Source organism: Neoaquamicrobium microcysteis (genome assembly GCF_008180155.1).
Lineage (GTDB): Bacteria > Pseudomonadota > Alphaproteobacteria > Rhizobiales > Rhizobiaceae > Aerobium > Aerobium microcysteis.
This window is the reverse complement of record NZ_VSZS01000067.1, coordinates 245,242-270,316: the sequence shown is the minus strand read 5'-3', so window position 1 is coordinate 270,316 and position 25,075 is coordinate 245,242. Positions and strand designations below refer to the sequence as shown.

Annotated in this window: 23 protein-coding genes; 9 read left to right on the top strand and 14 right to left on the bottom strand. The window is 64.7% G+C overall.

The features are described from left to right. Positions 1-51: 51 nt before the first annotated feature. Positions 52-1,050 carry a KpsF/GutQ family sugar-phosphate isomerase gene (locus FY036_RS20095; protein WP_148916543.1) on the top strand — a complete coding sequence of 333 codons (999 nt, stop codon included), beginning with the start codon at positions 52-54 and terminating at the stop codon, positions 1,048-1,050. Here the strand turns inward: FY036_RS20095 and FY036_RS20090 are convergent. The 10 genes from FY036_RS20090 to FY036_RS20045 form a co-directional block, all read right to left on the bottom strand. Continuing rightward, positions 1,047-1,508 carry an NfeD family protein gene (locus FY036_RS20090; protein ID WP_148916542.1) on the bottom strand — a complete coding sequence of 154 codons (462 nt, stop codon included), beginning with the start codon at positions 1,506-1,508 and terminating at the stop codon, positions 1,047-1,049. The two genes, FY036_RS20095 and FY036_RS20090, sit on opposite strands and share 4 nt — an antisense overlap. 33 nt (positions 1,509-1,541) lie before the next feature. Beyond that, positions 1,542-2,498: an SPFH domain-containing protein gene (locus tag FY036_RS20085; protein WP_148916541.1), complete on the bottom strand. Its 957-nt coding sequence runs from the start codon at positions 2,496-2,498 to the stop codon at positions 1,542-1,544. Positions 2,499-2,601: 103 nt separating this feature from the next. Then, entirely contained in the window at positions 2,602-3,666 is a 1,065-nt protein-coding gene (gene hemH / locus FY036_RS20080; protein ID WP_148916540.1) for a ferrochelatase, read from the bottom strand. Positions 3,667-3,750: 84 nt separating this feature from the next. Next, positions 3,751-5,004, bottom strand: coding sequence for a phenylacetate--CoA ligase family protein (locus FY036_RS20075; protein WP_148916539.1), 1,254 nt, complete (start codon positions 5,002-5,004; stop codon positions 3,751-3,753). A 105-nt stretch (positions 5,005-5,109) separates the two neighbouring features. Continuing rightward, positions 5,110-5,511: a hypothetical protein gene (locus FY036_RS20070; RefSeq protein ID WP_148916716.1), complete on the bottom strand. Its 402-nt coding sequence runs from the start codon at positions 5,509-5,511 to the stop codon at positions 5,110-5,112. Positions 5,512-5,609: 98 nt separating this feature from the next. Further along, on the bottom strand, positions 5,610-7,061 hold the full coding sequence (locus FY036_RS20065) for a homospermidine synthase (protein ID WP_148916538.1): 1,452 nt from the start codon (positions 7,059-7,061) through the stop codon (positions 5,610-5,612). 57 nt (positions 7,062-7,118) lie between these two features. Next, positions 7,119-8,018 (bottom strand): heme-dependent oxidative N-demethylase family protein, encoded by a 900-nt coding sequence (locus FY036_RS20060; RefSeq protein ID WP_148916537.1) that lies wholly within the window; start codon positions 8,016-8,018, stop codon positions 7,119-7,121. Next, positions 8,015-8,689 (bottom strand): aminotransferase class IV family protein, encoded by a 675-nt coding sequence (locus FY036_RS20055; RefSeq protein ID WP_148916536.1) that lies wholly within the window; start codon positions 8,687-8,689, stop codon positions 8,015-8,017. The genes FY036_RS20060 and FY036_RS20055 overlap by 4 nt, the downstream gene beginning before the upstream one ends. Then, the gene (locus tag FY036_RS20050; protein ID WP_148916535.1) at positions 8,638-9,786 is read right to left on the bottom strand and encodes an aminodeoxychorismate synthase component I; all 1,149 of its coding nucleotides are present in this window, start codon (positions 9,784-9,786) and stop codon (positions 8,638-8,640) included. The genes FY036_RS20055 and FY036_RS20050 overlap by 52 nt, the downstream gene beginning before the upstream one ends. 30 nt (positions 9,787-9,816) lie before the next feature. After that, on the bottom strand, positions 9,817-11,616 hold the full coding sequence (locus FY036_RS20045; protein ID WP_235897732.1) for a M3 family oligoendopeptidase: 1,800 nt from the start codon (positions 11,614-11,616) through the stop codon (positions 9,817-9,819). Between the two features lie 196 nt (positions 11,617-11,812). On the opposite strand from FY036_RS20045, the gene FY036_RS20040 reads away from it, so the two are divergent. Beyond that, complete coding sequence (locus FY036_RS20040; RefSeq protein ID WP_148916533.1) at positions 11,813-13,360, top strand: sigma-54-dependent transcriptional regulator; 1,548 nt, start codon at positions 11,813-11,815, stop codon at positions 13,358-13,360. A gap of 199 nt (positions 13,361-13,559) precedes the next feature. Further along, the gene (locus FY036_RS20035) at positions 13,560-15,419 is read left to right on the top strand and encodes a DUF882 domain-containing protein (RefSeq protein WP_235897731.1); all 1,860 of its coding nucleotides are present in this window, start codon (positions 13,560-13,562) and stop codon (positions 15,417-15,419) included. A 16-nt stretch (positions 15,420-15,435) separates the two neighbouring features. Here the strand turns inward: FY036_RS20035 and FY036_RS20030 are convergent, their stop codons facing one another. Together FY036_RS20030 and FY036_RS20025 are read right to left on the bottom strand one after the other, a co-directional pair. Beyond that, positions 15,436-16,083, bottom strand: coding sequence for a 2-dehydro-3-deoxy-phosphogluconate aldolase (locus FY036_RS20030; RefSeq protein ID WP_148916532.1), 648 nt, complete (start codon positions 16,081-16,083; stop codon positions 15,436-15,438). 98 nt (positions 16,084-16,181) lie between these two features. Further along, the gene (locus FY036_RS20025) at positions 16,182-17,060 is read right to left on the bottom strand and encodes an N-acetylmuramidase domain-containing protein (RefSeq protein ID WP_148916531.1); all 879 of its coding nucleotides are present in this window, start codon (positions 17,058-17,060) and stop codon (positions 16,182-16,184) included. Positions 17,061-17,152: 92 nt separating this feature from the next. On the opposite strand from FY036_RS20025, the gene trhO reads away from it, so the two are divergent. Both trhO and FY036_RS20015 read left to right on the top strand, forming a co-directional pair. Further along, on the top strand, positions 17,153-18,088 hold the full coding sequence (gene trhO / locus FY036_RS20020; RefSeq protein WP_148916530.1) for an oxygen-dependent tRNA uridine(34) hydroxylase TrhO: 936 nt from the start codon (positions 17,153-17,155) through the stop codon (positions 18,086-18,088). Positions 18,089-18,195: 107 nt separating this feature from the next. Next, positions 18,196-18,912: a tellurite resistance TerB family protein gene (locus FY036_RS20015; RefSeq protein ID WP_148916529.1), complete on the top strand. Its 717-nt coding sequence runs from the start codon at positions 18,196-18,198 to the stop codon at positions 18,910-18,912. 6 nt (positions 18,913-18,918) lie between these two features. On the opposite strand, the gene FY036_RS20010 is transcribed toward FY036_RS20015, so the two are convergent. Beyond that, positions 18,919-19,542, bottom strand: coding sequence for a TetR/AcrR family transcriptional regulator (locus FY036_RS20010; RefSeq protein ID WP_148916528.1), 624 nt, complete (start codon positions 19,540-19,542; stop codon positions 18,919-18,921). Positions 19,543-19,682: 140 nt separating this feature from the next. Between FY036_RS20010 and FY036_RS20005 the strand changes: the two genes are divergently transcribed. The 4 genes from FY036_RS20005 (at position 19,683) to FY036_RS19990 (ending at position 23,785) form a co-directional block, all read left to right on the top strand. Further along, positions 19,683-20,117 carry an ABA4-like family protein gene (locus FY036_RS20005; RefSeq protein WP_148916527.1) on the top strand — a complete coding sequence of 145 codons (435 nt, stop codon included), beginning with the start codon at positions 19,683-19,685 and terminating at the stop codon, positions 20,115-20,117. A 20-nt stretch (positions 20,118-20,137) separates the two neighbouring features. Continuing rightward, entirely contained in the window at positions 20,138-20,986 is an 849-nt protein-coding gene (locus FY036_RS20000) for a hypothetical protein (protein ID WP_148916526.1), read from the top strand. Between the two features lie 184 nt (positions 20,987-21,170). Continuing rightward, positions 21,171-21,926 (top strand): SDR family oxidoreductase, encoded by a 756-nt coding sequence (locus FY036_RS19995; RefSeq protein WP_148916525.1) that lies wholly within the window; start codon positions 21,171-21,173, stop codon positions 21,924-21,926. Between the two features lie 86 nt (positions 21,927-22,012). Continuing rightward, positions 22,013-23,785, top strand: coding sequence for an SLC13 family permease (locus FY036_RS19990; RefSeq protein ID WP_148916524.1), 1,773 nt, complete (start codon positions 22,013-22,015; stop codon positions 23,783-23,785). Positions 23,786-23,889: 104 nt separating this feature from the next. On the opposite strand, the gene FY036_RS19985 is transcribed toward FY036_RS19990, so the two are convergent. Beyond that, a complete protein-coding gene (locus FY036_RS19985; protein ID WP_148916523.1) occupies positions 23,890-25,074 on the bottom strand; it encodes a pyridoxal phosphate-dependent aminotransferase in 1,185 nt (394 codons plus the stop codon). Position 25,075: the final 1 nt, after the last annotated feature.

Genomic DNA, 25,075 nt, shown 5'->3' with positions numbered 1-25,075 from the left:
GCGCTCGCGTCGCGATGGACATGACAACGCGGAAGCGCTAAGCGCTTGCGCATGCACAGAAAGGCAATCAGCGCTCCAGTGGACAGAAGCTCGGCGATCGCGTCGGCGCTGCGCACCGTGCGTACCGAAATGAGCGGGCTGACGGCGCTGGAAGGCGCGCTGGACAACGGGCTGGGCGAGGTCTTTGCGCAAGCCGTCGAGATCATCGGCGGCATCACCGGCCGTGTCATCATCACCGGCGTCGGCAAGAGCGGGCACATCGGCTCGAAGATTGCCGCGACGCTCGCTTCCACCGGCACGCCCGCATTCTTCGTGCACCCAGCCGAGGCGAGCCATGGCGATCTCGGCATGATCGCCGCTGACGACGCCATCATAGCGCTGTCATGGTCGGGGGAGACGGCGGAACTCAAGACCATCGTCGCCTATGCCAGCCGGTTCGCCATACCGCTGATCGCCATCACCTCGGGGGTCGATTCGGCGCTGGCGCGCGAGGCGAGCGTCGTCATCGGACTGCCCAAGGCGGCCGAAGCCTGCCCGCTGGGGCTGGCGCCCACGACCTCCACGATGATGCAACTGGTTATCGGGGACGCGCTGGCCGTGGCGCTGCTTGAAGCGAGAGGCTTCACGCCCGACCATTTCCGCACCTTCCATCCCGGCGGCAAGCTGGGCGCTAGCCTCGTGAAGGTCGGCGAGATCATGCATCGCGGCGAGAAGCTGCCGCTTGTGCAGGCGGGAACCGGCATGCGCGAGGCGGTGCTGGAAATCTCGCGCAAGGGATTCGGCTGTGTTGCCGTAGTGGGTGCCTCCGGTACGCTGGAAGGCATCATCACCGACGGCGACCTGCGCCGTCACATCGGTGCGGATCTGCTGTCAATGACCGTCGAGGATGTGATGACCCGCCAGCCCAAATGCGTGCCCGCCGATGCACTGGCCGGTGCGGTGCTGCAAATGGTCAATGCGTCGTCGATCACCTCGGTCATGGTGGTGGAAGACAGGAAGCCGGTAGGCCTCGTCCACCTGCACGACCTGCTCAGGATAGGCGCTGCCTAAAGCGCTTCCACCCTTAGATGGCCATCTTCGGCGGCCACGACGCGGACGCGGGCACCGGCGGGCAAATCCGGTCCGTTTACGCGCCACAGCGTATCGCCGAGCCGGATACGTCCATAGCCTTCCGTGATCGGCTCCTGAAGCGTGGCGGTGCGCCCGATCAATTGGCGTTCGCGCTGGTTCAGAAGCGGCTGGTCGGTGTCGTCAGGGCTGCTGTTGGGGAAGAACCGCTTGCCGATGAGCACGGAGGCGATCGACAGCGCCAGGAACACAAGCACCTGCACCTGCCATACCCACGCCGCGCTCTCCCAAAGCTGGAGCGACAGCGTGCCGGTCAGGACGGCGGCGATCCCGAGCCACAGCAGGTAGGCGCCAGGGGCGACGATCTCCAGCGTCAGCAGCACGGCGCCCAGCACCATCCAGTTCCACGGACCGAGTTGGGAGAGCCAATCCATTATCATGACGAACCTCCAGAACCGTCCGACGCAGCCGGACTAGCGCGACTGATCCGGCGAAACCGTGGGTGTGCGGCCGGCCGCGCGCTGTGTGCGTATCTGCTGCGCGTCCTCGCTGAACACTTCCTTGGCTATGGCGCCGATGCCGCCCAGCGAACCGATCAGCGAGGATGCCTCAAGCGGCATCAGCACGATCTTGCTGTTGGTGGCCGAGCCGATTGCAGCCATCGCCTCGGTGTACTTCTGGGCGACGAAGTAGTTGATCGCCTGCACGTCGCCCTTGGCGATGGCCTCCGACACCATCTGCGTCGCGCGCGCTTCGGCTTCCGCCGCACGCTCGCGGGCTTCGGCGTCGCGGAAAGCAGCTTCCTTGCGGCCTTCCGCCTCGAGGATCTGGGCCTGCTTGCGGCCTTCGGCCACGAGGATTTCCGCGCGCCGGTCGCGTTCCGCCATCATCTGGCGCGCCATCGAGTCGACGAGGTTCTTGGGCGGGTTGATGTCCTTGATCTCGACGCGCGTCATCTTGATGCCCCAGGGGCTCGCGGCATCATCGACGATGCGCAGCAGGCGGTCGTTGATCGCATCGCGGTTGGACAGCAGTTCGTCGAGATCCATGGAGCCCATGACCGAACGGATGTTGGTCATCGTCAGGTTCAGGATGGCGTTTTCCAGCCCCGAGACCTGATAGGCGGACTGGGCGGCGTTGAGCACCTGGTAGAAGGCGACACCATCGACCGACACGATGGCGTTGTCCTTGGTGATGACCTCCTGGGTCGGAACGTCGAGCACCTGTTCCATCATGTTCATGCGCGCGCCGACGCGGTCGATGAACGGGACGATGAGGTTGAGGCCCGGCGTCAGCGTACGCGTGTAGCGGCCGAAGCGCTCGACGGTGTAGTTGTGACCCTGCGGTACCGTCTTGATCCCCGCAAAGATGAGGAAAAGGACGAGAACGACCAGAACCGGAATGAGAATGTCGAAGCCAGAAAACGGCATGGTGCCCTCCATCGCTATGCCAATCCGGCTGCGCCGCGCGCCGGTTCGTTCAGGTCAGACTTAAGGGTGTTTGCCCGATGTTACAATGACAGGCGGGCAGGCTTCACAACCAGCCGGCGAGTTCCCGGCGCACCAGCTGCTCCAGCATCGCCATGCCGTCTTCGCTATCGTTCAGGCACGGAATGTGCGCGAACTTCTCGCCGCCTGCGCGCATGAAAACCTCGCGCACTTCGCCGTCGATCTCTTCCAGCGTCTCGATGCAGTCAGCGGAAAAACCGGGGTTCACGATGGCGATGGATTTGACACCCTCCGAAGCCAGCCTCTCCACCGTCTTGTCGGTGTATGGCTTGATCCATTCGGCCTTGCCGAACAGCGACTGGAAAGTCGTCATCAGGCGCTTTTCGTCCATTCCAAGCCGCTCGCGCAGGAGGCGCGTCGTCTTGAGGCAGTGGCAGTGATACGGGTCGCCCTTCTCGAAATAGGATTTCGGGATGCCGTGGTAAGACGCGAGGATCACCTCCGGCTCGAAATCCAGCTTCGTCAGGTGCGTTTCGATCGAACGAGCCAGGGCCTCGATATAGGCAGGTTCGTCGTAGTAAGGCGGCACGGAACGCACCGTCGGCATCCGCCGCATCTTCATCAGCCCGCGATAGAGCTGGTCGTTGGCGGTGGCCGTCGTCGTGGCGGAGTATTGCGGATAGAGCGGGAAGAAGACGATGCGGTCGCAGCCCTGCGCTGTCAGCCGTTCGACCGCACCCTCGATCGAGGGATTGCCGTAGCGCATCCCCCACTCGACCACCACCCGGTCGTCATCGGCAAAGGCGGCCGCCAGCCGTTCGGTCTGGCTGCGCGTGATCGTGCGCAGCGGTGACTCGTCCTTTTCGCGGTTCCAGATCTTGGCGTAGTTCGCACCCGCCTTCTGCGGCCGTGTCGTCAGCACCGCGCCGTAAAGGATCGGATACCAGATCGCCTTGTTGAGCTCGATGATACGCGGGTCCGACAGGAACTCGCGCAGGTAGCGCCACAGCGACCAGTAGTCCGTTCCGTCGGGCGTGCCGAGGTTGCTCAAAAGCACGCCGATGCGCCCCTGTCGCACGGGCGGATGGCCGGCGGGGAGGGGGCCAACCGCCTTTGCCTTGTCACTGTCGATCGCCGTCTGGATGTTCATGCCGGGCAACTCCTTGCAGGTGGCCGGAAACTAGTCCTTGGCCTCCGCAATGCAAGTGTCCTGCTTGCCGCACCTTGACGGGGATCAACCGGCGTAGTCGCGCTCGTCGGCTATGACCTTGCCGTCGTTCGGCAGAGAACCGTGCTCCGCGAGCAGCACCGCGCCGCCCAGCTTGGTGACGTCGCGCAGCGAGGCCTCGATGGCGTTCGTGTCGGGCGCTGCGCCGGGTGCTGCCTCGACATGCAGCGCCATGGCGTCGCGGGCGCCGTCACGCGTCACCACCAGACGCGCGCGCACCACATCGCGATGGCGTGCCAGCACCTCGGCAATCTGCCTGGGGTCGACGAACATGCCCTTGACCTTGGTGCGCTGGTCGGCACGGCCCATCCAGCCCTTGAGACGCGTGCCCGTGCGGCCGCATGGTGAGCGGCCGGGAAGGATCGCCGACAGGTCGCCGGTGCCCAGGCGTACCAGCGGATAGGCGGGGTTCAGGCTGGTGACCACCAGTTCGCCCACCTCGCCCTCAGGTACCGGGTCGCCGGTGCCGGGGCGCACGATCTCCACGATCAGGTCCTCGTTGACGATCATGCCGGGGTTGGGCGTGCCGCCGTCGCCGGCGCTCTCATATGCGATGACCCCGAACTCGGCGGTGGCGTAGCACTGGTAGACCTTGACGCCTCGCGCGAAATATTCGTCGCGCAGCGAGGGAAAAAGCGCCCCGCCGGACACCAGCCCCAGCCTAAAGGACGACAGGTTGCGGCCGGTTTCTGCGGCGCGGTCGAGCATCACCTTGAGGAAATCGGGCGTGCCGGCATAGACGGCCGGCTTGAGTGCGGCGGCCGCGTCGACCTGCATGTCGGTGTTGCCCGTGCCTGCGGCAAACACGGTGCATCCCAGCGCGCGCGCGCCTTCGTCCATGATGAAGCCGCCGGGTGTCATGTGATAGGAAAAGCTGTTGTGGACGATGTCGCCGGGGCGGATGCCGACAGCAAACATGGCGCGGGCCGAGCGGCCCGGATCGGACCCCACCCCCTGCGGCTCCCAGATCGGGCCGGGCGACATGAACACGCGGCCGCCCGTCAGGTGCGCGGGATTGGCGAAACCGCCGAAGGGCGGCTCCTTCGCCTGCATTTCCATGAGTTCTGGCTTGCGCAGGATCGGCAGTCTGGCGAATGCCGACCGAGATGTCACCGATGCCGGATCGAGATCGGCCAACCAGCGGCCCAGGCCCGGCGCGTCGCGCATTGCGGAAGCGAGAAAGCCGGGCAGGCGCGAGAACAGATCGGCCTCGCGCTGCTCAGGCGCCCGATGTTCGAGCGCGTCGAAATGTGCGGCCATCGTTCCTCCCTAAATCCCGCAGAAACGGTTATCGCAGCAGCGATGCGGAATGTGCAAGGTGGCTTCCGGCGGCGCAGGGAGGAACGCCGCCGGCGTAAAGCCGGATCAGGCCGTGCCGGCGCTGCGCCGGATGAGCGAGAACTGCTGGCCGGCCGAGCTGGTGCAGTTGAGCTGCGTCTGCGTGACCATCGCGCAATTGACCTGCGTGGTCGTTTGCCGGATGAGCGAGGTGACGGAAATCGAAACCGTGGTCGGGTTCAACTGGGTGTAGCTGCCTTCAGCCAGCTTGTTGCCGGTGTCGGTCGCCAGCGTCTCGAACCTGCCGCTGGTGAAGCGGGAGAGCGCTACGCCGTCGGTGCTGACCCAGTCGCCCTCGAAGCCGCTCTGCTGCATGGGCGGCGGCGTCATCGGGCGATTGCGCATAGGCGGCTCGCCCGCCATCTGGCAGCCTGCCAGCGCCAATACCATTGTCGTCGCGGCGGCTGCGCGAAATTTGCCCGCATTCATCATGCCGATAGTCCTCTTGTCGGTACGACTGGAATCTCATTCGCCGTTTTCCGGGGCGAAAGCAAGGTGGGTACGTTCCCCCCTCTGTCGAACAACGCCTAACGAACAAGAATGTTTCGAAACTGCCAGGGATCGCTCGTGTCGATGTCTTCGGGGAAGAGCCCGGGCCGCCCCTCGAGCGGCGTCCAGTCCGTGTAATAGCCTTCGACCGGGCCGAGATAAGGCATCTGCACCTCAAGGCAGCGTCGGTAGTCGATCTCGTCCGTCTCTACGATCCCGGCTTCCGGGTTCTCGAGCGCCCATACCATTCCGGCGAGCACCGCCGACGTGACCTGAAGGCCGGTCGCGTTCTGGTAGGGGGCGAGGCCGCGCGCCTCTTCCAGCGAGAGCTGCGAACCGTACCAGTAGGCATTTCTGCCGTGGCCGTAGAGAAGGACGCCCAGCTCGTCCACGCCATCGACAAGTTCGTGCTCGTCCAGCACATGCTGAACAGGCTGCGCCTTGCCGGCCGCGCCGAACATCTCGTGCAGCGAAAGTACGGCGTCGTTGCACGGGTGGTAGGCGTAGTGGCAGGTCGGGCGATAGGCGACCTCGCCCTTGTCGTCACGCACGGTGAAGAAATCGGCGATGGAGATCGCCTCGTTGTGGGTGACAAGGAAGCCGTATTGGGGCCCCGGCGTGGGGCACCATGTACGCACACGGGTGTTCGCGCCGGGCTGATCGAGATAGATGGCCGCCCTGTTGCCGCTAGTGTGTTCGCGCGCGTTGTCAGGCTTCCATTTTTCGTGGGTGCCCCAGCCGAGTTCGGCGGGCTGGAGCCCTTCCGAGATGAAGCCTTCCACAGACCATGTGTTCCAGAAGGTCTCGAGCGGCTTCGGGTTCTTGGTGCGCTGCGTGTCGCGCTCGGCGATGTGGATGCCCTTGACGCCGACCTTGCGCATCAGTGCGGCCCAGCCTGCGCGGTCCTCTGTCTCGGGCTCTTCGTGTACGATGTCGAGATCGGTCGCGAGGTTCAGCAGCGCCTTCTTGACGAACCACGACACCATGCCCGGATTTGCACCGCAGGTGGAGACGGCGGTGGTGCCGCCGGGGTTGCGGCGCTTTTCCTCGCGCACCGTCTCGCGCAGCGCATAGTTGGTGCGTGCGGCGTTGTCGGCATCCTTGTCGAAGTAGAAGCCCAGCCAAGGCTCGACGACGGTGTCGATGTAGAGAACGCCGAGTTCGCGACACAGCTTCATCAGGTCAAGCGAGCCGGTATCGACGGAGAGATTGACGCAGAAACCCTGACCTTCGCCGGCGGTGAGCAGCGGCGTCAGCAGTTCGCGGTAGTTGTCCCGCGTCACATGCGCCTTTAAGTGCTTGGCGCCGTGGCTGGCGATGATGCGGCGGTCGCCTCGGTCCTCGCGCGGTTCCACCACCACCAGCCGCGAGCGGTCGAAACGAAAGTGCCGTTCGATGAGAGGCAGCGTGCCGCGCCCGATGGAGCCGAAGCCGATCATGACGACGGGACCGGTGATGTCGCCATGAATGGGATAAGCGTAGTCGGTCATCTGGAAAGCTCCCGGCTGGATATTACGGTCGGGCTAAACCACGGAACCATGACACAATCAACACGGCGGCGCCGAAGCCGTTCCCTCCAGCGCCGCCATGGCACGAAGGGACGCGACCAGCCGATCGCGGTCAGCGGTCAGCCCCTTGTAGTCGAGCTGGTGCTGGTCCAGCTCCAGAAGCTGTTCGGCCAGCGAGGCGGCGACGACCGCTTTGTCAGGATGCTTGCGCAGCGCTTTCAGCGGGTCGAGATGGATGCGGATCGTGAAAAGAATGTCGCCGGAGAGCGGCAGCTTGCGCAGCGTCTGGCGCTCGACGCGGATGAAGGCGGCCGCCGCCGCGTCGTCGCCGGGAAACCGTGAGGGCCGCTCGATGGCGCGTTCGTCGCGCTGCGTACCCGAGAGCGGATGATAGAGGTCGGGGTTGTTTTGCAGCGACCAGTTCCAGCGGATGACGAGCTGGCCCTGAAGCTTGTCGAACATGCGCTCGATCAGCTTTGCATTGCGGGTGGCGCGCCCGAATTGCGGCACGGGCTGGTGGATGTCGGCCAGCGGCCTGCCGAACTTCTCGGCCAGCGACCACGAGGATGGAAAGCACAAGGAGGCCGCCGCCAGGCGCCATCCGTCGTCGCCACGCCGCATCAGGACGAAATCCTCCTGAACCATAAGGGAAGCGGTTTTCAGCGGCGGTTCGGCGGGATCTGCCCCTGTCTCCAGCAGATGCGGGAAATGGTTGGCGAGATGGTCGCGCAACAGCTCCAGCACCTCACGCTGGGCCGCTTGCGTCTCCGGTTCTTCCGCGAACACGTCGGCGGGACGCTCGGCAAACAGCCTGCGCTTCTCGGCCAGATGGGCATCGCGGTTCGCATCGACCTCGATCCATTCGCCGAGCGGCAGGGGCCTGAGGCCGATGGTGAAGGGCTTCGACGATCCGTCATAAGGCGTGTGGGCGATGCTCATGCGCCAGTTTCGCGTCTCAGCCTTGCCGGTATCAAGCCGCGAAGGGAGTTTCCGACGAAGATTTCCTGCGCGCGTTCGAGATCGGCCCGATGCAGAACGGTTTCACGTGCCTTTCCGGCAGCCAGCATTTCGGCGCGCAGCACACCTGCGAGAAGCCCGCTTGCAAGCGGAGGCGTCGCCAGCGGGCCGTCGTCGATCCGCGCGAATACCGTTGTGATCGTGCCTTCGCAAATTTCGCCCCGCTCGTTCGTGAGGATCACTTCGTCGGCTTCTGCGGGCGCAAATTCCCGGCGCGCGGACTCGTAGAGCGAACGCCGCGAGGTCTTGTGCCGCAGGAGCGGGTCGTTCGAGCCGAGCCGCGTGGCGGCGATCACGACCGTCCACACCGCCCCTGCAGCAAGTGGCGTGAAGGCCTGTGTCTCGATGGCGCCGCCTCCATCTGGTTGCAGCGACAGGCGCACGCGTAGGGCCTGAAGCTCGCCTTCAAGCCGAGCGAGGTCGCGTTCGATCTCGCGCCGGTCGAAGACGAAGCCCAGCGTGCGCGCCGAATCCTCCAGCCGTGCGAGATGCAGGCTACGGCGCACGATGCCGGTGCCCGGCTCGAAACGCATCGTCTCGATCAGGTGGAAGCCGGCTTCTCGCCCGTCGCGAAGCGGCCCTTCAGAAGGCATTCCGCATATTCTCCGTCGGCCGTTGAATCGAACACCACGCCGCCGCCGACATTGAAGACGGCACGGCCTTCCGGGAAAAGGGAAATCGTGCGGATCGCGACATTGAAGCGCATCGTGCCGTCGGGTGCCATCCAGCCTATGGCGCCGCAATAGACGTCGCGCGGCCGGTCTTCCAGCGCGCGCAGGATCTTCATCGCGCTTATCTTGGGCGCGCCGGTTATTGAGCCGCAGGGAAACAGCGCTGCGAGAATGTCGCGAAAGGTGAGGCCGTCCAGCAGGCGCGCCCGTACGAGGCTGACCATCTGGTGCACGGTCGGATAGGTTTCGACCCGAAAAAGTTCGGGAACGTCCAGCGTGCCCACCTCGCTGATGCGTGATATGTCGTTGCGCAGGAGATCGACGATCATCCGGTTCTCAGCCTGGTTCTTCGGGTCGTTGCGCAGGAACTCGCGTTGCGCCTCGTCTTCCTGCCTCGTCGTGCCGCGCGGCGCGGTTCCCTTCATCGGCAGGGTCTCGATCCAGCGGTCGCGATTGACGCCGAAGAACAGCTCCGGCGAACGGGAAAGCACGACCGGACCGTCGAGGTCGATGAAGGCTGCGTGCCGCACCGGCTGGCGCCGCCGCAGGCTCTGGAACAGCGCCAGCGCATCGCCGCCCCATTTGGCCTCGACTGGAAAAGTCAGGTTTCCCTGGTAGCAGTCGCCCTCGCGCAGATGACGGTGAAGTCGTTCGAAACGATGGCCATAGTCGGCCTGTGACCACGTCGCGCGCGGGTCGGCGATGAAGGCGTTGGTGAGTTCGTTGCCGGCCATCTCCGGCCCGTCGTCCAGCCCGTCGAATACGCCGAAGCAAAGCAGCGGTGCGCGCCGGTCAGAGGGCAGGGCGTCTTCCAGCGCTGGGTCCAGCAGGTAGCCCGCTTCATAGGAAATGTAGCCCGCAAGCCATCTGCCCGCTGTGCGTGCCTCCTCCACCCGCGCCAGCGCCGGCAGGAACTCGTCCGCCTCCCACGCGACGATCATGTCGCGCGGGTCGGAGAACAGCATCTCCCGCCCATCCAGATCGTTCTGGAAAAGGGCTATGTGCCGTCGCCTCTGCATGGTTTCCGCCGGTGCCGGACGTTTCGCCTGTCAGCCGTCCATAGCAGCGAGTTCGTCGATCATTCCTTCGATGACCGACAAACCCTTGTCCCAGAACGCCGGGTCCGAGGCATCGAGCCCGAACGGGGCGAGAAGCTCGGAATGGTGCTTGGTGCCGCCGGCTTTCAGCATCTCGAAATACTTCTCCTGAAAGCCGCTCTCGGCGTTCTGGTAGACGGCGTAGAGCGAGTTCACGAGGCAGTCGCCAAAGGCGTAGGCGTAGACGTAAAACGGCGAATGGATGAAGTGCGGGATATAGGCCCAGAAGGTCTCGTAACCCTCGCGGATGCCGATCGCCGGCCCAAGGCTTTCTGCCTGCACCTCCAGCCACAATTCGCCGACGCGGTCGGAGGTCAGCTCGCCCTGCCGCCGCTCGGTGTGCAGCTTGCGCTCGAACTCGTAGAACGCGATCTGGCGGACGACGGTGTTGATCATGTCCTCCACCTTCTGCGCCAGCATCGCCTTGCGCTCGCGGCGGTCCCTCGTCTGGTCGAGCAGCGAGCGGAAGGTCAGCATCTCGCCGAACACGGAAGCCGTCTCGGCCAGTGTAAGGGGGGTCGACGCCATGAGCGCGCCCTGCCGCGCGGCCAGCACTTGGTGAACGCCATGGCCGAGCTCGTGCGCGAGCGTCATCACGTCGCGCGGCTTGCCCATGTAGTTCAGCAGCACGTAGGGATGCGCCGAGGGCACGGTCGGGTGCGCGAACGCCCCGGGCGCCTTGCCCTGACGAACGGGCGCATCGATCCAGCCCTTGTCGAAGAAGCCGCGTGCGATCTCGGCCATGCGCGGATCGAACAGGTGGTACGCCGACAGCACCGTGTTGCGCGCTTCCTCCCAGCCGATCACCGACTGCGGCGTCTCCGGCAACGGCGCGTTGCGATCCCAGTGGTTCATCTGCTCCATGCCGAGCCACTTGGCCTTCATCGCGTAGTAGCGGTGCGACAGGCGCGGATAGGCGTTGCGCACGGCCGTCGCCAGCGCATCCACCACCTCGCGCTCCACGCGGTTCGCGAGATGGCGCGAATCGGCGATGTCCTCGAAACCACGCCAGCGGTCGGAGATTTCCTTGTCCTTGGCGAGCGTGTTGGTGATGAGCGTAAACGTGCGAAGGTTTTCGCGGAAAGTGGTGGCCAGAGCGTCAGCCGCCTGCTTGCGCACCGCGCCGTCGGGATCCTGCAGCTTGTTGAGCGTCGGTTCCAGCGCCAGCGTCTCGTCGCCGACCTGGAAGCGCAGTGAGGTCATCGTCTCATCGAATAGACGGTTCCACGCACCGCGCCCGGTGATCGACTTTTCGTGGAAAAGCTGCTCGATGCGGTCTTCGAGCTGGAAGGGCTTGTCCTGACGAAGGTCGAGCACCCAGGGACGGTAGTGGCCGAAGATCGGGTCGGCATCGAGAGCCCTGGCGATCGCCGCATCGTCGACGAGATTCAGCTCCAGCGTGAAGAACAGCATGTGGGCGCTGGCATCGGTCAGCTTTTCCTGCACGTCGCCGTAGAACTTGGCGCGCGCCGGGTCTGAAGTGTCGCCGGCGTAGAGCAGCCCGGCATAGGAGCCGATGCGGCCCATCAGATCTTCCAGCGCCTCATAGTCGCGCACCGCGGTGCCGAGCGAGCCTGCCGCGCCCTTCTCGGCCTGTGCGGCGAGCTTGCCCTTCCACTGTTGCTCGAACGCGATGGCGTCCTTGGAGACGCGCTCCAGATCGCGCTTGAGTTCGGGCGCGGACATGCCGGAATAGAGGTCGGCGAGGTTCCACTCCGGCAGACCATCCAGCGCGGCAGAGCCCTGGCTCAAGCCATAAACCGGGCGGGGGAGGGAGAAAAGTTCAGTATCCAGAGACGACATCGAGCTCCGCTCTCATCATTCGTTCAGGTTTTAGGGGAAGCGGCAAGCAATCGTTCACCGGGTTTCTTGAGGCCCTGTTTAGACGCCTGTGCCATGTTGATCCAACTCGTTCACCTATAGCCTAGCGATATTCTGCGAAAGTTCCATGGCCCGACCCGTACTCATTGTCGATGACGATCCCGTCCAGCGACGAATCGTTGAGGCGGCGGTCTCGAAGTTCGGTCACGAAACGCTCGTGGCCGATGGCGGGCAGGCCGCGCTCGACGTGCTGGACGGTGCGCGTGGGCGTGATGTCGCAGTCGTCATTCTCGACCTCGTCATGCCCGGAGTGGACGGGCTCGAAGTGCTCAAGCGCATGCGCGAGCGCGAAATCCATGTGCCGGTGATCGTGCAGACCGCAAAGGGCAGCATCGACACCGCCGTTTCGGCAATGCGCTCCGGAGCCTTCGATTTCGTGGTCAAGCCTGCTTCGCCGGACAGGCTGCAGGTGGCTATCGGCAACGCCATGAAGGTCGAGGCCTACGAAGGCGAGGCAAAGCGCGCCAAGAAGGGTGCTGCCGGTTCGCTCACCTTCAAGGACCTCGTCACCGGTAGTGCGACCATGGAGCGCGTCATCCAGCTCGCGCGCAAGGCCGCCGCATCGAACATCCCGATCCTGATCGAGGGCGAGTCGGGTGTCGGCAAGGAACTGGTCGCGCGCGCCATCCAGGGTTCGAGCGAACGCCAGGGCAAACCCTTCGTCACGGTGAACTGCGGCGCGATCCCGGACAATCTGGTCGAAAGCATCCTGTTCGGCCACGAGAAGGGGTCGTTCACGGGCGCAACCGAAAAGCACACCGGCAAGTTCGTCGAAGCCAATGGCGGTACGCTCTTCCTCGACGAGATCGGTGACCTGCCGCTCGACGTTCAGGTAAAGCTTCTGCGCGCGGTGCAGGAAGGCGAGGTCGATCCCGTCGGCGCGCGTTCGACCGTGAAGGTGAACATCAGGCTGATCTCGGCAACGCACCGCGACCTGCTCCAGCGAGTGAAGGACGGCGAGTTCCGCGAGGATCTGTTCTACCGGCTCAACGTTTTCCCGATTCAAGTTCCGCCTCTGCGCGACCGGCGCGAGGACATACCGATGCTGGTCCAGCATTTCATCTCGCGCGTCGCGCCCGCCGAAGCGCGCGGGCGAATCACCGGCATCTCCGCCGGGGCGCTGGCGATGCTCAAGGCTTATGACTGGCCGGGCAATATCCGCCAGCTCGAAAATGCGATCTTCCGCGCGGTGGTGCTGGCCGAAGGCAGTGTTCTGACGGCCGACGAATTTCCGCAGATCAAGGCGCAGGTCGAGGGCATAGACGAATCGGCGCTGGAAACGGCAGATGCGGGGAGGGTCGTGCCCTCGGTTGTCGATCGCACCCTGCCGGTAGACGACGGCGCCCCGGAAGACGAGACGCCTTATGTCGGCGACGAGGCGGAATCCGGCATGAGCGGCCGTTTCGGGCTGGTGCGTGCGCTGGACGATCGCGGAAATGTAAGGCCTCTGGCCGACGTGGAGAGCGAGATGATCAAGCTCGCCATCGAGCATTACAACGGCCAGATGAGCGAGGTCGCCCGTCGATTGGGCATCGGCCGCTCGACGCTCTATCGCAAGCTGAAAGAGCTTGGGATCGAGCCTGAGGAGGGGCGTTCGGAACGGCTCGCCTCCTGATTGGCTTTATCCGGAACCTGCTGTTATTGATCGGTTTACCATGCCGGCCTTTGTGGATAAGCGCCATCATGTCGCCATGGTCTGCCCGCATTCGTGCTTCAATAAGCGGGGATTAACCATTAGGAATGATAGTTGGGCGTTATTCGAGCCCGAGCATTCTGTTCCGGGGACCAATCAACAGCCGATAAGGCGACGCGTTTTGAGCATACTGGACCGAACTGAAATCGTGCGGCGGTTTGAGGGGATTGCCCGGCTGAAATGGCTGGGATGTCTCGTCGTTGCAGCGATTGTCTCACTCTCCGCCACAGCTCCTGCCAGCGCGCAGACCCGCAGTCTCAAGCTGTATTTCATCCACACTAAGGAACGCGCAGAGATCACCTACATGCGCAACGGCCGCTACGACCAGCGCGGCCTGAACGAGGTGAACCGCTTCCTGCGCGACTGGCGACGCAACGAGCCGGCGAAGATGGACCCGAAGGTTCTCGACCTTCTCTGGGAAGTCTATCGCTCGGTCGGCGCGAGCGACTATATCCACGTCGTGTCGGCCTACCGCTCGCCGGCGACCAATTCGATGCTGCGCAACCGCTCTTCGGGTGTCGCCAAGAACAGCCAGCACACGCTCGGCAAGGCCATCGATTTCTACATTCCCGGCATACCGATCTCGAAGATCCGCGCCGCGGGCTTCAGGGCCGAGGGTGGCGGCGTCGGGTTCTATCCCAAGTCGGGCTCGCCCTTCGTGCATCTGGATGTCGGCAATGTTCGCTCATGGCCGCGTATGAACCGCAGCGAGCTGATGGCGCTGTTCCCGGATGGCAGGACGATCCACGTTCCCAGCGATGGCAAGCCGCTTCCGGGCTACGAGCAGGCCATGGCCGCTTACAAGTCCCGTCAGCGTTCCGGCGCTAGTGTTCAGATCGCCAGCGCCTCATCGGATTCCGGCAGCGAGCGCGGCGGTTCCGGCGGCGGGCTTCTGGCCACGCTCTTCGGCGGCAACAATCGCAACAACAATGCCAACAACGCTCCGGCAGCGGCGGCTCCTGTGCCGGCCGCAGCGGTCGCGGCTTCACGCCCGGCACCGGCAGCAGAGCCTGCTCCGGCCCGCAACACGCCGGAGACCATCATCGCGGCCCTGCCGGCGCGCAGCGTTCCTGTGCCGGGCGCTGCACCACGACCGACGGTCGATATCGGCGCCGCACCCGCTGCTCCGCTGATCGCAGACATGCCGCAAGCGCAGCAGCCGGTCGCACCGGCGGCCGAGGAAACGGCTGTCGCCCTGAACATGCCCATCCCGACCCGCAGGCCCGACTATTCGCCGGCTCCGGCGGTGCAGGTCGCGGCAGCCGAAACGCCATCCGAGGATTTGCCGATCTCGGCCATTGCGGGTGATGCGCAGCGTGGCGGCGGCTCGAATGCAATCTCCGAGATGCTGGCGATGACCGCTACCGAGGCGCGCGCAGACGTCATCATCAACGCGCCTGTGCCGAGCCTGCGCCCGAGGATCGACAGTGAAGAACCGGCCGGATTGCAGGTCGCGGCATTGCCCGATGCCAGCGACGCGAGTGGCGACGTGTTCGTGCTGGCATCCCTGCCGAGCACCGAGAGAACGACCGTGTCCGACGGGCCGATCGGTGATCTTCCTGCGGCAGCGCTGGGCATGGAGCCTCGCAAGCAGGGGTCGCTCGCTTCGGTCACGGCATCGCCGAGGGTGGCCGTGATGGGCCGAGCAGCGGGCTCCGACGCGGTTGCCGCACTCGACTCCGGCGTGCGCACCACCGGAAAGTCGTCCAAGCCGCGTGCGGCGGATGCACGCCCGGACCGCCGCTCGGTGGCGGTCCCGGTGGAGCATGAACTGACCCGCTGGGCTTTCCAGCGTGACGTGACCGTGGCGAATGCCGGCGGCAGTGCTCAACCGGCAGCAGCACACCAAGTCGTCTGGTCCGCTCCGCAGACCGTTTATACTGCCGGTTTCCAGCGCAACGCGCCGAGCAGTGCCGACGTGAACCGCTTTACCGGCAAGGCCGTGACGTTCCTGCCGGCGGCACGTTTCGCAACGAATTGATCTGAGAAAGACGGCGTCAGCGCTTCAGCGTTGACGCCGCCTTCGCAAGCGCCTCTATCTCATCCCATTTGCCAGCCGCGACGAGCGCGTCGGGCGCGACCCACGAGCCGCCCACGCAAACGACGTTGGGCAGCGACAGGTAGTCGGTCGCGTTCTTCTCGCCAACACCGCCCGTGGGGCAGAAGCGAATGCCGGCAAAGGGCGAGGATAGCGATTTGAGAAACGCCGCGCCGCCTGCCTGTTCGGCGGGAAAGAATTTCAGCAGCGAATAGCCGCGATCGGCTGCAGCCATCAGTTCGCCGGGCGTGATCGCGCCCGGCAGAAGCGGCACGTCGCTTTTCGATGCCGCTTCGATCAGCGCCGGCGTGAGCCCGGGGCTGACGATGAAACGGGCGCCCGCAGCCTCGGCCTGCGCAAACTGCTCGGGATTGAGGATCGTGCCGGCGCCTACGAGCGCTTCCGGTACCTCCGAGCTTGCCGCGCGGATCGCGTCGAGCGCAGCGGGCGTACGCAGAGTGATTTCGATTGCCGGCAGGCCGCCGCGTGCCAGCGCCCGGGCAAGCGGTACAGCGTCTGCGACACGGTCGATCTTGAGCACCGGTATCACGGGCTGGCTTTCCATGATGGCCAGAAGCTTGTCGGTTCTCTGTCCTGTCGCAGTCATGTCGAGCGCTCCGCGAAATTTCAATCGATTTAACCGCCGACGCATCTAGCAGACGCGTCCCTTGCTGTCCACGCCATACGCCGCGTGGACGGCTGCGGTCAAATCGGCCGTGGCGCGAAAATGCTGGTGAAGAGGCTCTTCAACCAGTGTGCCAGCGTACTGTTTGAGCGATCGGGTTCGGCCAGCGCCGCCTGGGTATGCGGTCCGACGATACCGTCCTCCACAAGGCCGTTCCAGCGCTGGAACGAGCGCACCGCCGCATCGGTCTTCAGGCCGAAGACGCCGTCCTGTGCAAGCGGATGGCCATGACGCGCAAGTGCCTGCTGGAGCTCGCGCACCGCGTCGCCCTTTGCGCCGAGCCTGAGCAGCCTCGAAGCCGGCACACCGTTCGTGCGTAGCCGGTATCGCGCATAGGCTCTGGCCAGCTTGCGGTCGTAGTCGTTAGCCCGAAAGCCGGGGCCATTGTAGCCGCGCGCGAAGGCTGCCCAGTCGCGCCGCCTCAGCGCGTCAGCGAGGCCGGCTTTGTCGATATAGCGCGCCATTAGCCGCATCTGGCCGGCGACGCCGTCTCTCGCCTCGCGCACGAGCGCATCGACACTCGCATAGCCCAGCCACGACCAGTGTGCGCCCATCACCTGACCTATGCCCCATGAGACCGACTCGTGCGCGGCCGTGTGATCGATGACGACCGCACGCGCCACGAGCTTCCATCGCGCTGCCTGCGTGGCGGGGTTGGCGACAGCGCCCGCGTTGGGCGAGGACAGGCCTTCGCGCCGGGCCTGCTGCTGCTTCGGGCCCGACAGGCGACGATCGAAATAGTGGCCTTCGAAGCGGATGAGAGGCTCCGGCCTGCCATTGACGATAGCGTGCGTCCTCAGGCCGCTCTCGATATGTGCCACCGCTGCCAGTGCGGCGGTCTCGATCCCCAATCCCCTCGCGACCTTCTCGATTTCCGCCATCACCGTCGTGTCCAGCATGCATTCGCCTCCGTTGCCGCGCGCATTGTCGGGCGGGAGCGAGGGGCGTGGACAAACTTGAAAGCGCCACCGAGTGGAGATAGTAGCGCGCGATGGAAACCAACTCACCAACCAGTTCGGGGCCGATCGTGGTCGCGGCGCTCTATCGCTTTGCGGCGCTGCCGCAGTGGCGCGCCCTGCGCGAGCCGCTGGCCAGCCTGTGTTGCTCGCGCGGTATCAAGGGTACGCTGCTGTTGGCCCATGAGGGCATCAACGGCACGGTGGCGGGAAGCGCAGCAGCGATAGAAGAACTCATCGCGCATCTGGAAGCCATTCCCGAACTCGCCGGCCTCGAACTGAAATACAGCTCGGCCTCTCAGATGCCGTTCCACCGCATGAAGGTCCGCGTCAAGCGCGAGATCGTCACCATGGGCGTCGAAGATCTGGACCCGGTGGCAAATGCGGGAACCTATGTCGACCCCGCAGACTGGAATGCGCTGGTGAGCGATCCCGATACGGTCGTCATCGACACGCGCAACGATTACGAAACGGCTCTCGGCACGTTTCGCGGCGCGGTCGATCCCGGCACGGGCAGCTTCAGCGAGTTTCCCGAATGGGCACAGGCGCATCGCGACGAGCTGCAGGGGCGCAAGGTGGCGATGTTCTGCACCGGCGGCATCCGCTGCGAGAAGGCGACGGCCTACATGCGCTCCCTCGGGCTCGAGGAGGTCTATCACCTCAAGGGCGGCATCCTGAAATATCTGGAAGAGGTGCCGGAGGCGGAAAGTCTGTGGCAGGGGGAATGCTTCGTCTTCGACGAGCGCGTCTCCGTGACCCATGGGCTGAAGGAAGGCGAAGCCGCGCTGTGCCGCGCCTGCCGCCATCCGCTCACCGCGGAGGAGCGGCTCCTGCCTCACTATGTCGAGGGTGTGTCGTGCCATCGCTGTCACGATGCACGCAGCGAGGACGATCGCGTCCGATATGCGGAGCGGCAGCGGCAGGTGGAACTGGCCGCTGCACGCGGAACCCCGCCCCATATCGGCCGTTGAGGCATAATTCGCGCGGTGTCATTGCAATGACGGGGTGGCCTGCCTACCTCTGACGGACCCTGCGCCTTCATGGTTCGGGATCACGTCAAAACTGCGAGGAACGCTCAATGCTCGATGCGAGAAAGCTGCTGGACGACCTGCTGGGTTCCAAGGTGCCAGGGACGGAAGGGACCGTGCGCGACAAGGCGGGGCAGGCTGCCCAGATGGCGCGCGACAACCCGCTGGCCGCAGGTGCGCTCGCAGCGGTGCTTCTGGGTACCGGGGCAGGGCGGTCGATCACCGGCTCGGCGCTGAAGCTTGGCGGCATGGCGGCTGTCGCAGGTTTGGCCTACAAGGCATACCAGAACTACAAGAACGGCGACCAGCCCGGGAGTGCCGCGCCGGCAAGCACCCAACCCGAGCTGCTGCCGCCGCCTTCCGACACTCCCTTTCATCCCGCGCAGGCACCGCAGGGCGAAGGCGAATTTGCGCTGGCTGTCGCCCGCGCCATGATTGCCGCTGCCCGCGCTGACGGCCATATCGACGCCGCCGAGCGCGCCCGCATTGCCGACAAGCTGCAGCTTTCGGGCATCGGCGCAGAGGCCGAGGAGTTCCTGCTGGCCGAAATCGACAAGCCGGTCGATCTCGATGCGCTGGTGAATGCCGCCCAGACCGACGCACAGAAGGTGGAGCTTTACACGGCGTCGCGCCTCGCGATCGAGCCGAGAACCCGTGCCGAGCGCGGCTACCTCGACATGCTCGCCGGTCGCCTCAAGCTGCCCGATGCGCTGGTCGACCATATCGAGGCGACCGTCTCCGAGGTAAAGACCGACGCGGCGGTTTGACGGGATTCAGCGTGGTCTGATAACGCCTATGATCGCGGCGATATCCGCCTGAAGCTCTTCCTCGCTCTGGCCTTCGAGAAATTTCATCTGCTGCGAAAGCAGCAGGTGAGACAGGCCGTGGACGATTGCCCAGGTGGCGGCGACGCGCCGCCGGCCTTCCCTGGATGAAAGCGGGTCTTCGCTGCCGATCATCGCGGCGACGCCCCCCACGAGCTGCGCGAAGGCGGCCGTCCCGGCCTGCCTCAGCCGCTCGTCGTCGTGATCGGGCTTCTTGGACGAAAACATCAGCGTGAACAAAGCCGGGTTGGCGCGGGCGAACTCGACATAGCCGAGCCCCATCGCAATCATCCGCGCGTCCGGATCGTCGGTCCCGGCCTTCTCCACCCGCGCGGTCGTCACCTTCAGGAAGCGCTCGAAGCCTTCGGCGGCGAGTGCCGACAGCAGGCCGGTCATGTCGCCGAAATGATGCGCGGGCGCGGCATGCGACACGCCCGCCCGTTTGGCGCAGCTGCGCAGCGTGAAACCCTCGAAGCCCTTTTCCGTCAGTTCCTGTTCCGCGGCCACGAGCAGCGCCCGGCGAAGATCGCCATGGTGGTAGCTGCCGCGTTCGGTGGCCTTCTTGCGTGTCATGCTCGTGCGTCGTCCTTTCGCCTGCTCATCCTGTGCTTGCCCGATGCCTCAGAGCATTTCAATCTTTCCATCGTAAAAATAAATCTTGACGTCGTAAAGATAATCACCAATCTTGACGGTGACAAGAATGGAGAGGCGAGATGGACCCCGACACGATCTTTCAGTTCAGCGGATTGGTTGCGATGGCTGGTTGGGTCACGCTGCTGGCCAGCCCGTTGATCCCCGCGATTTCGGACCGTGTCGCCGGGCTCTTCGTGCCTGCCCTGCTGTCAGTCGCCTATGTCGGGCTGATATTGGCGTTCTGGAGCGGAGCGGAGGGTGGTTTCGACACGCTCGACAATGTCGCTCTGCTGTTTGAGACGCGGGAGCTGCTGCTGGCCGGCTGGCTGCACTATCTGGCGTTCGACCTTTTCGTCGGCGCGTGGATCGTCCGCACGGCGCGAAAGGAAGGTATCGCCTTCTGGCTGGTGCTGCCCTGCCTGCCGCTGACGTTCCTGTTCGGCCCCGCAGGCTATCTGGCCTTCGTCGCGCTGCGCGCGGTCTTGCCGGCGCATCGCCTTCGTCCCGCCAACTGATCGCATCGAGGAGTTTCGCCATGACCACGGCCATGATCGAGGACGCACGCTTCATCACCATGGATCGCCGCAGGGCGCTGGACGCCATCACGCGCCACGAGCCGGCGTTCGGCGTGCTGGGACTAATGATGCTGGCGCTGATGGCGCCGACCTTATTTGCCTACCTTGTGGATGAACGAACGTTTCAGGGCGTCAATGTCTGGCTCAAGCCGCTCAAGTTTCAGTTTTCGCTGGCGGTCTATTTTCTCACGCTCGCGTTCTTCGCGCGCTGGCTGCCCGCCGGCACTCGCGACAAGCGTTGGTACCGCGTGTTTGCGGCATCGGCGGTGCTCGCTGCCATTGTCGAGATCCTGTGGATCGGCGGCGCGGCCGCCATGGGCACCTCGTCGCATTTCAACCCCACCGCGTTCGGGCAGGCAATCTACGGGGCGATGGGTGCCGCGGCGGTTCTCATTACTTCCGTGTCGGCCGTCTATGCGTGGCAGATCGCGCGCAACGGCGCCCTCAGGCTGCCGCCGGCGTTTCGCGAGAGCGTCGTGCTCGGCCTTGCACTGACGCTGCCGCTCACGCTTCTGACCGCCGGCGTCATGAGCAGCATGGGGTCGCACTGGGTCGGCGGTACGCAGGCCGGCAGCGAAGGCCTCGCGTTGATGGGGTGGGCGCGCGACGGCGGCGACCTGCGGGTGGCGCATTTCTTCGCCACGCACGCCATGCACTTCCTGCCGGTGTTCGGCCTTCTCTCCGTGGCGTTGTTCGGCCCGCACGAGCGCCGGCCGGTCCGGATGGTCGCGGCGGCGTTCTCGCTGTTCGTCATTTTGGTCTTCGCGCAAGCTCTTGCGGGCAGCCCGTTCCTGCCGGCGCTCGGCTGAACGGCGTTAACGTATCGTTAACGAATCAGGTTCAATCTGAACGAAGTCGGATCGGCTTTCCTCCTCCCAAGCTCGATTCAGATTAAGGGCGGTCCCCACGACCGCCCTTTCTTTGAGCCCTCACCGCTTGCCATCCCCGTTACCATCTGCAAATCAACTCTACTGAAACGTGGAGGAAGTTCGCATGGCTGAAGGAAAGATCGCGCTTGTCACGGGCGCAGGCACCGGCGTGGGCAGAAGCGTCGCAATCGCGCTGGTGAAGAGCGGCTGGGACACGGTCTTTACCGGCAGGCGAATCGACAAGCTCGAGGAAGCCGTCGCCGCGGCGGGCACGGATGGCGGGCGGGCGCTGGCGGTGGTCTGCGACGTTTCCCGCGCCGACCAGGTCGAAAGGCTTTTCGGTCGCATCGACGCCGAGTTCGGCAGGCTCGACCTGCTCTTCAACAATGCCGGCATGGGCTACAAATCGACGCTGATAGACGAGATACCCGTCGAGGTCTGGCACGACGTGGTCGATGTCAACCTGACGGGGTCGTTCCTGTGCGCACGGGCCGCGTTCGGGATGATGAGGCGGCAGAAACCGATGGGCGGTCGCATCATCAACAACGGGTCGATCTCCGCCTATGCGCCGCGACCGGGCTCGGTGCCCTACACCGCCACCAAGCATGCGATCACCGGGCTTACCAAGACGCTGGCGCTCGACGGACGCCCGTTCGACATCGTCTGCGGCCAGATCGACATCGGCAACGCGCTGACGGAGCTTGCAGCACCCATCGGCGAGGGCGTGCCGCAGGCCAATGGCGAGATCGCGCCGGAACAACTCATGGATGTGGAGCACGTCGCCGATGCCGTCGTGCACATGGCCAGCCTGCCGCTGGAGGCCAACGTGCTTTTCATGACCGTAATGGCTTCCAAGATGCCGTTCGTCGGCCGCGGATAATAAGCTTGACGCGGGATTCCGCATCCGGCGATGTAGCCGGGTACCGTCGCTTCCTATTGTCTGCAGGTACAGGAGCGGACCGCTAGATGCACAGCCTGATTGCCGGCTACGAACCCTACGTTGCGCTTGTCATCGTGTTGGGCACCTTCGTCGCGTTCCTTCTCGAGAGGTTTCCGCCAGAGGTGACCGCCGCAGGGGGCGCGGCGATGTTTATCGTGCTCGGCCTTCTGCCGGCCGCAGACGCGATGGCGGTGTTCTCCAATTCCGCGCCTCTGACGATCGGCGCGATGTTCGTTCTGACGGGCGCGCTGGTGCGTACCGGCGTGCTGGAAGGCTTCTCCGGGCTCATTCTGGCTTGGTCGTCCAACCGGCCGTTGCTGGCGATCGGCATGATGCTGTCGGCGGCCGTGCTGTTTTCCGCCTTCGTCAACAACACGCCGGTCGTCCTCATCCTCATCCCCGTCGTCATCAAGCTTGCGCAGAAGCTCAACATCGCATCGACGCGGCTGCTGATCCCCATTTCCTACGCCGCGATACTGGGCGGCACCTGTACGCTGATCGGTACGTCCACCAACCTGCTCGTCGACGGCGTGGCACGGGACCAGGGCCTGCAGGCATTCTCCATTTTCGAGATCACGCCGGTGGGTATCATCACGGCGGCAGCCGGCGTCACGCTGATGCTGGTGTTCGGGCGCTGGCTGTTGCCCGACCGGCCGGACACCTCGTCCAAATCCGACGATACGGAGTTCCTCACCGAGATCGCCGTCCTGGCCGAGGGCGACTTCACCACTGAACCCGTCGGCAATATCGGCGCTCTCAAGCTGCCGGGGCTGCGTGTTCTGGGGCTGAAGCGGGCGGGCGAGGTCATCCGCGAAGGCGTGGCCGAGCAAACGCTTGCCAAGGGCGACCGGCTCATCATCGCGGCAACGTCCTCCCAATTGTTGACGCTGGGGGAAAACAAGGCGCTGCGGGTTGGGCGCGCCCGCCTGGGCGGCATGCCTTCGGATACCCAGATCGTGGAGGCCATCGTCGCGCCGCATCGCGCATCGATGGGGCAGGCGCTTGGCGCGCTCGGGTTGGGCAGCCGTTTCGGCGTTCGCATCCTCGGCGTTCACCGGCACCAGCACGTGCCGGGCAGGGATCTGGACACCGTGCTGCTGCGCCCCGCGGACAAACTGCTGCTCGAAGGCCCGCCCGACGGCATCGACCGCATGACGCAGCAGGGTTTCCTCGTGTCGGTGACTCAGACCAGCGGGCGTGCATTCCGCCGCTCCAAGGCGCCGATCGCGCTCATCGCATTGATGGCGGTGGTTCTGCTTGCCGCCTTCAACGTCGCCGACATCGGCATACTGGCGATGATCGCGGTTGCCGGCATCCTGCTCCTGCGCTGCATCGACAGCGACGAGGCTTGGGGCTCGATCGACGGGGCCATTCTCGTGCTCATCTTCGCCATGCTCATAATCGGGGCCGGCATGCAGAAGACGGGAGCCATCGACCTGATCGTATCGGCCGTTGCGCCGATGCTGACGAACGCGCCGCCGTTCCTCACGCTGATCGCGATCTACATGCTCACCTCGGTGCTGACGGAGATGATTACCAACAACGCCGTGGCCGTCGTCGTGACACCCATCGTCATCGGACTTGCCGCGCAGATCGGCATCGATCCGCGACCGCTGGTAGTGGCCGTCATGTTCGCCGCCAGTGCCAGCTTCGCCACGCCGATCGGCTACCAGACGAACACGCTGGTTTACGGTGCGGGCAATTACCGCTTTGCGGATTTTCTGCGGGTCGGCATACCCATGAACATCATTGCAGGCTTGGCCGCCTGCACGACGATCTATTTCTACTACGGGCTCTAAAGTGCTTCGCGATCTTTGAGATTCGCGCCATGCACTTTAGCTACTTGTTTGGACGCATGTCCTTGTCCCGAAACCGGTTCCCACTGTCGGGAGACATGCTTTAATCAGCGGCCGAGGAAGGCCGCTATCCGCTCGATGGCGCGAAGGATGTTTTCTTCCGAGTTGGCATACGACAGGCGCAGATAGCCTTCGCCCAGCACGCCGAAATCCGGCCCGCCGATAAGCGCGACGCCTGCCTCTTCAAGCAGAGCGGAGGCGAAAGCCTTGGCTGGCCTGCCGGTGGCCGCAATGTTGGGGAACGCATAGAATGCGCCCTTCGGCGTGATGCAGGAAAAGCCTTCAAGCCCGTTCAGACCCTCGACCACGACCTTGCGGCGGCGGTCGAAGGCGCGCAGCATCTTCTCCACCTCGTCCTGCGGGCCGTCGATGGCGGCGATGCCTGCAAACTGGCTCGGCGCATTGACGCAAGACCAGCAATTGACAGCCAGCTTGCGCACCTTGTCGTACAGGCGGCCGCTCTCGGGAGAGTTGGGCCATATAGACCAACCCATCCGCCACCCAGTCATCGCCCAGGTCTTCGACCAGCCGTTCAGCACGATCAGCCGCTCGCGGATTTCGGGGAAGGTGAGAAGCGAGACGTGCTCCTCGCCGTCATAGGTCATCACGTCGTAAATCTCGTCCGACATGATCGCGACGTGCGGATGCGCCGCGAGGCCCTTGACCAGTTTCTCGATCTCGGCACGCGGCGTCACACCGCCGGTGGGATTTGCCGGCGAGTTGAGGATGAGCAGCCGCGTCTTCGGCGTGATGAGCGACAGGGTTTCGTCTGCCGAGAACGCAAAGCCGTTTTCTTCCCGAATTGGTACGGGTACCGGCTTGGCGCCGGTGAACTCGATCATCGACCGGTAGATGGGAAATCCGGGATCGGGATAGAGGACTTCCGTGCCGGGCGCGCCGAACATCAGGATGGCGGCGAACATGGTCGGCTTGCCGCCGGGCATGATCATCACGTTTTCCGGCGACACCTCGACGCCCGTCGTCGTCAGCGTGCGGCGTGCGACCGCCTCGCGCGTGGCGAGCAGGCCGGTCGCCGGGGTGTAGCCGTGGTGGCCGTCGCGCAACGCCTTGATGGCGGCGTCGACGATGTGCTCCGGCGTGCGGAAGTCCGGCTGCCCGATGCCGAGATTGATGATGTCCTTGCCCGACTGGGCCAGCGCGGTAGCGCGCGCCAGCACCGCGAATGCGTTTTCCTCGCCGATGCGATCGAAGGCGTCGATGGTTTGGAGCATT

Bases quoted from the DNA above. Each gene is read 5' to 3' on its own strand.
- FY036_RS20095 (WP_148916543.1), top strand. From the start codon at position 52: ATGCACAGAAAGGCAATCAGCGCTCCAGTGGACAGAAGCTCGGCGATC.
- FY036_RS20090 (WP_148916542.1), bottom strand. From the start codon at position 1,508: ATGATAATGGATTGGCTCTCCCAACTCGGTCCGTGGAACTGGATGGTG.
- FY036_RS20085 (WP_148916541.1), bottom strand. From the start codon at position 2,498: ATGCCGTTTTCTGGCTTCGACATTCTCATTCCGGTTCTGGTCGTTCTC.
- hemH (WP_148916540.1), bottom strand. From the start codon at position 3,666: ATGAACATCCAGACGGCGATCGACAGTGACAAGGCAAAGGCGGTTGGC.
- FY036_RS20075 (WP_148916539.1), bottom strand. From the start codon at position 5,004: ATGGCCGCACATTTCGACGCGCTCGAACATCGGGCGCCTGAGCAGCGC.
- FY036_RS20070 (WP_148916716.1), bottom strand. From the start codon at position 5,511: ATGAATGCGGGCAAATTTCGCGCAGCCGCCGCGACGACAATGGTATTG.
- FY036_RS20065 (WP_148916538.1), bottom strand. From the start codon at position 7,061: ATGACCGACTACGCTTATCCCATTCATGGCGACATCACCGGTCCCGTC.
- FY036_RS20060 (WP_148916537.1), bottom strand. From the start codon at position 8,018: ATGAGCATCGCCCACACGCCTTATGACGGATCGTCGAAGCCCTTCACC.
- FY036_RS20055 (WP_148916536.1), bottom strand. From the start codon at position 8,689: ATGCCTTCTGAAGGGCCGCTTCGCGACGGGCGAGAAGCCGGCTTCCAC.
- FY036_RS20050 (WP_148916535.1), bottom strand. From the start codon at position 9,786: ATGCAGAGGCGACGGCACATAGCCCTTTTCCAGAACGATCTGGATGGG.
- FY036_RS20040 (WP_148916533.1), top strand. From the start codon at position 11,813: ATGGCCCGACCCGTACTCATTGTCGATGACGATCCCGTCCAGCGACGA.
- FY036_RS20030 (WP_148916532.1), bottom strand. From the start codon at position 16,083: ATGACTGCGACAGGACAGAGAACCGACAAGCTTCTGGCCATCATGGAA.
- FY036_RS20025 (WP_148916531.1), bottom strand. From the start codon at position 17,060: ATGCTGGACACGACGGTGATGGCGGAAATCGAGAAGGTCGCGAGGGGA.
- trhO (WP_148916530.1), top strand. From the start codon at position 17,153: ATGGAAACCAACTCACCAACCAGTTCGGGGCCGATCGTGGTCGCGGCG.
- FY036_RS20015 (WP_148916529.1), top strand. From the start codon at position 18,196: ATGCTCGATGCGAGAAAGCTGCTGGACGACCTGCTGGGTTCCAAGGTG.
- FY036_RS20010 (WP_148916528.1), bottom strand. From the start codon at position 19,542: ATGACACGCAAGAAGGCCACCGAACGCGGCAGCTACCACCATGGCGAT.
- FY036_RS20005 (WP_148916527.1), top strand. From the start codon at position 19,683: ATGGACCCCGACACGATCTTTCAGTTCAGCGGATTGGTTGCGATGGCT.
- FY036_RS20000 (WP_148916526.1), top strand. From the start codon at position 20,138: ATGACCACGGCCATGATCGAGGACGCACGCTTCATCACCATGGATCGC.
- FY036_RS19995 (WP_148916525.1), top strand. From the start codon at position 21,171: ATGGCTGAAGGAAAGATCGCGCTTGTCACGGGCGCAGGCACCGGCGTG.
- FY036_RS19990 (WP_148916524.1), top strand. From the start codon at position 22,013: ATGCACAGCCTGATTGCCGGCTACGAACCCTACGTTGCGCTTGTCATC.
- FY036_RS19985 (WP_148916523.1), bottom strand. From the start codon at position 25,074: ATGCTCCAAACCATCGACGCCTTCGATCGCATCGGCGAGGAAAACGCA.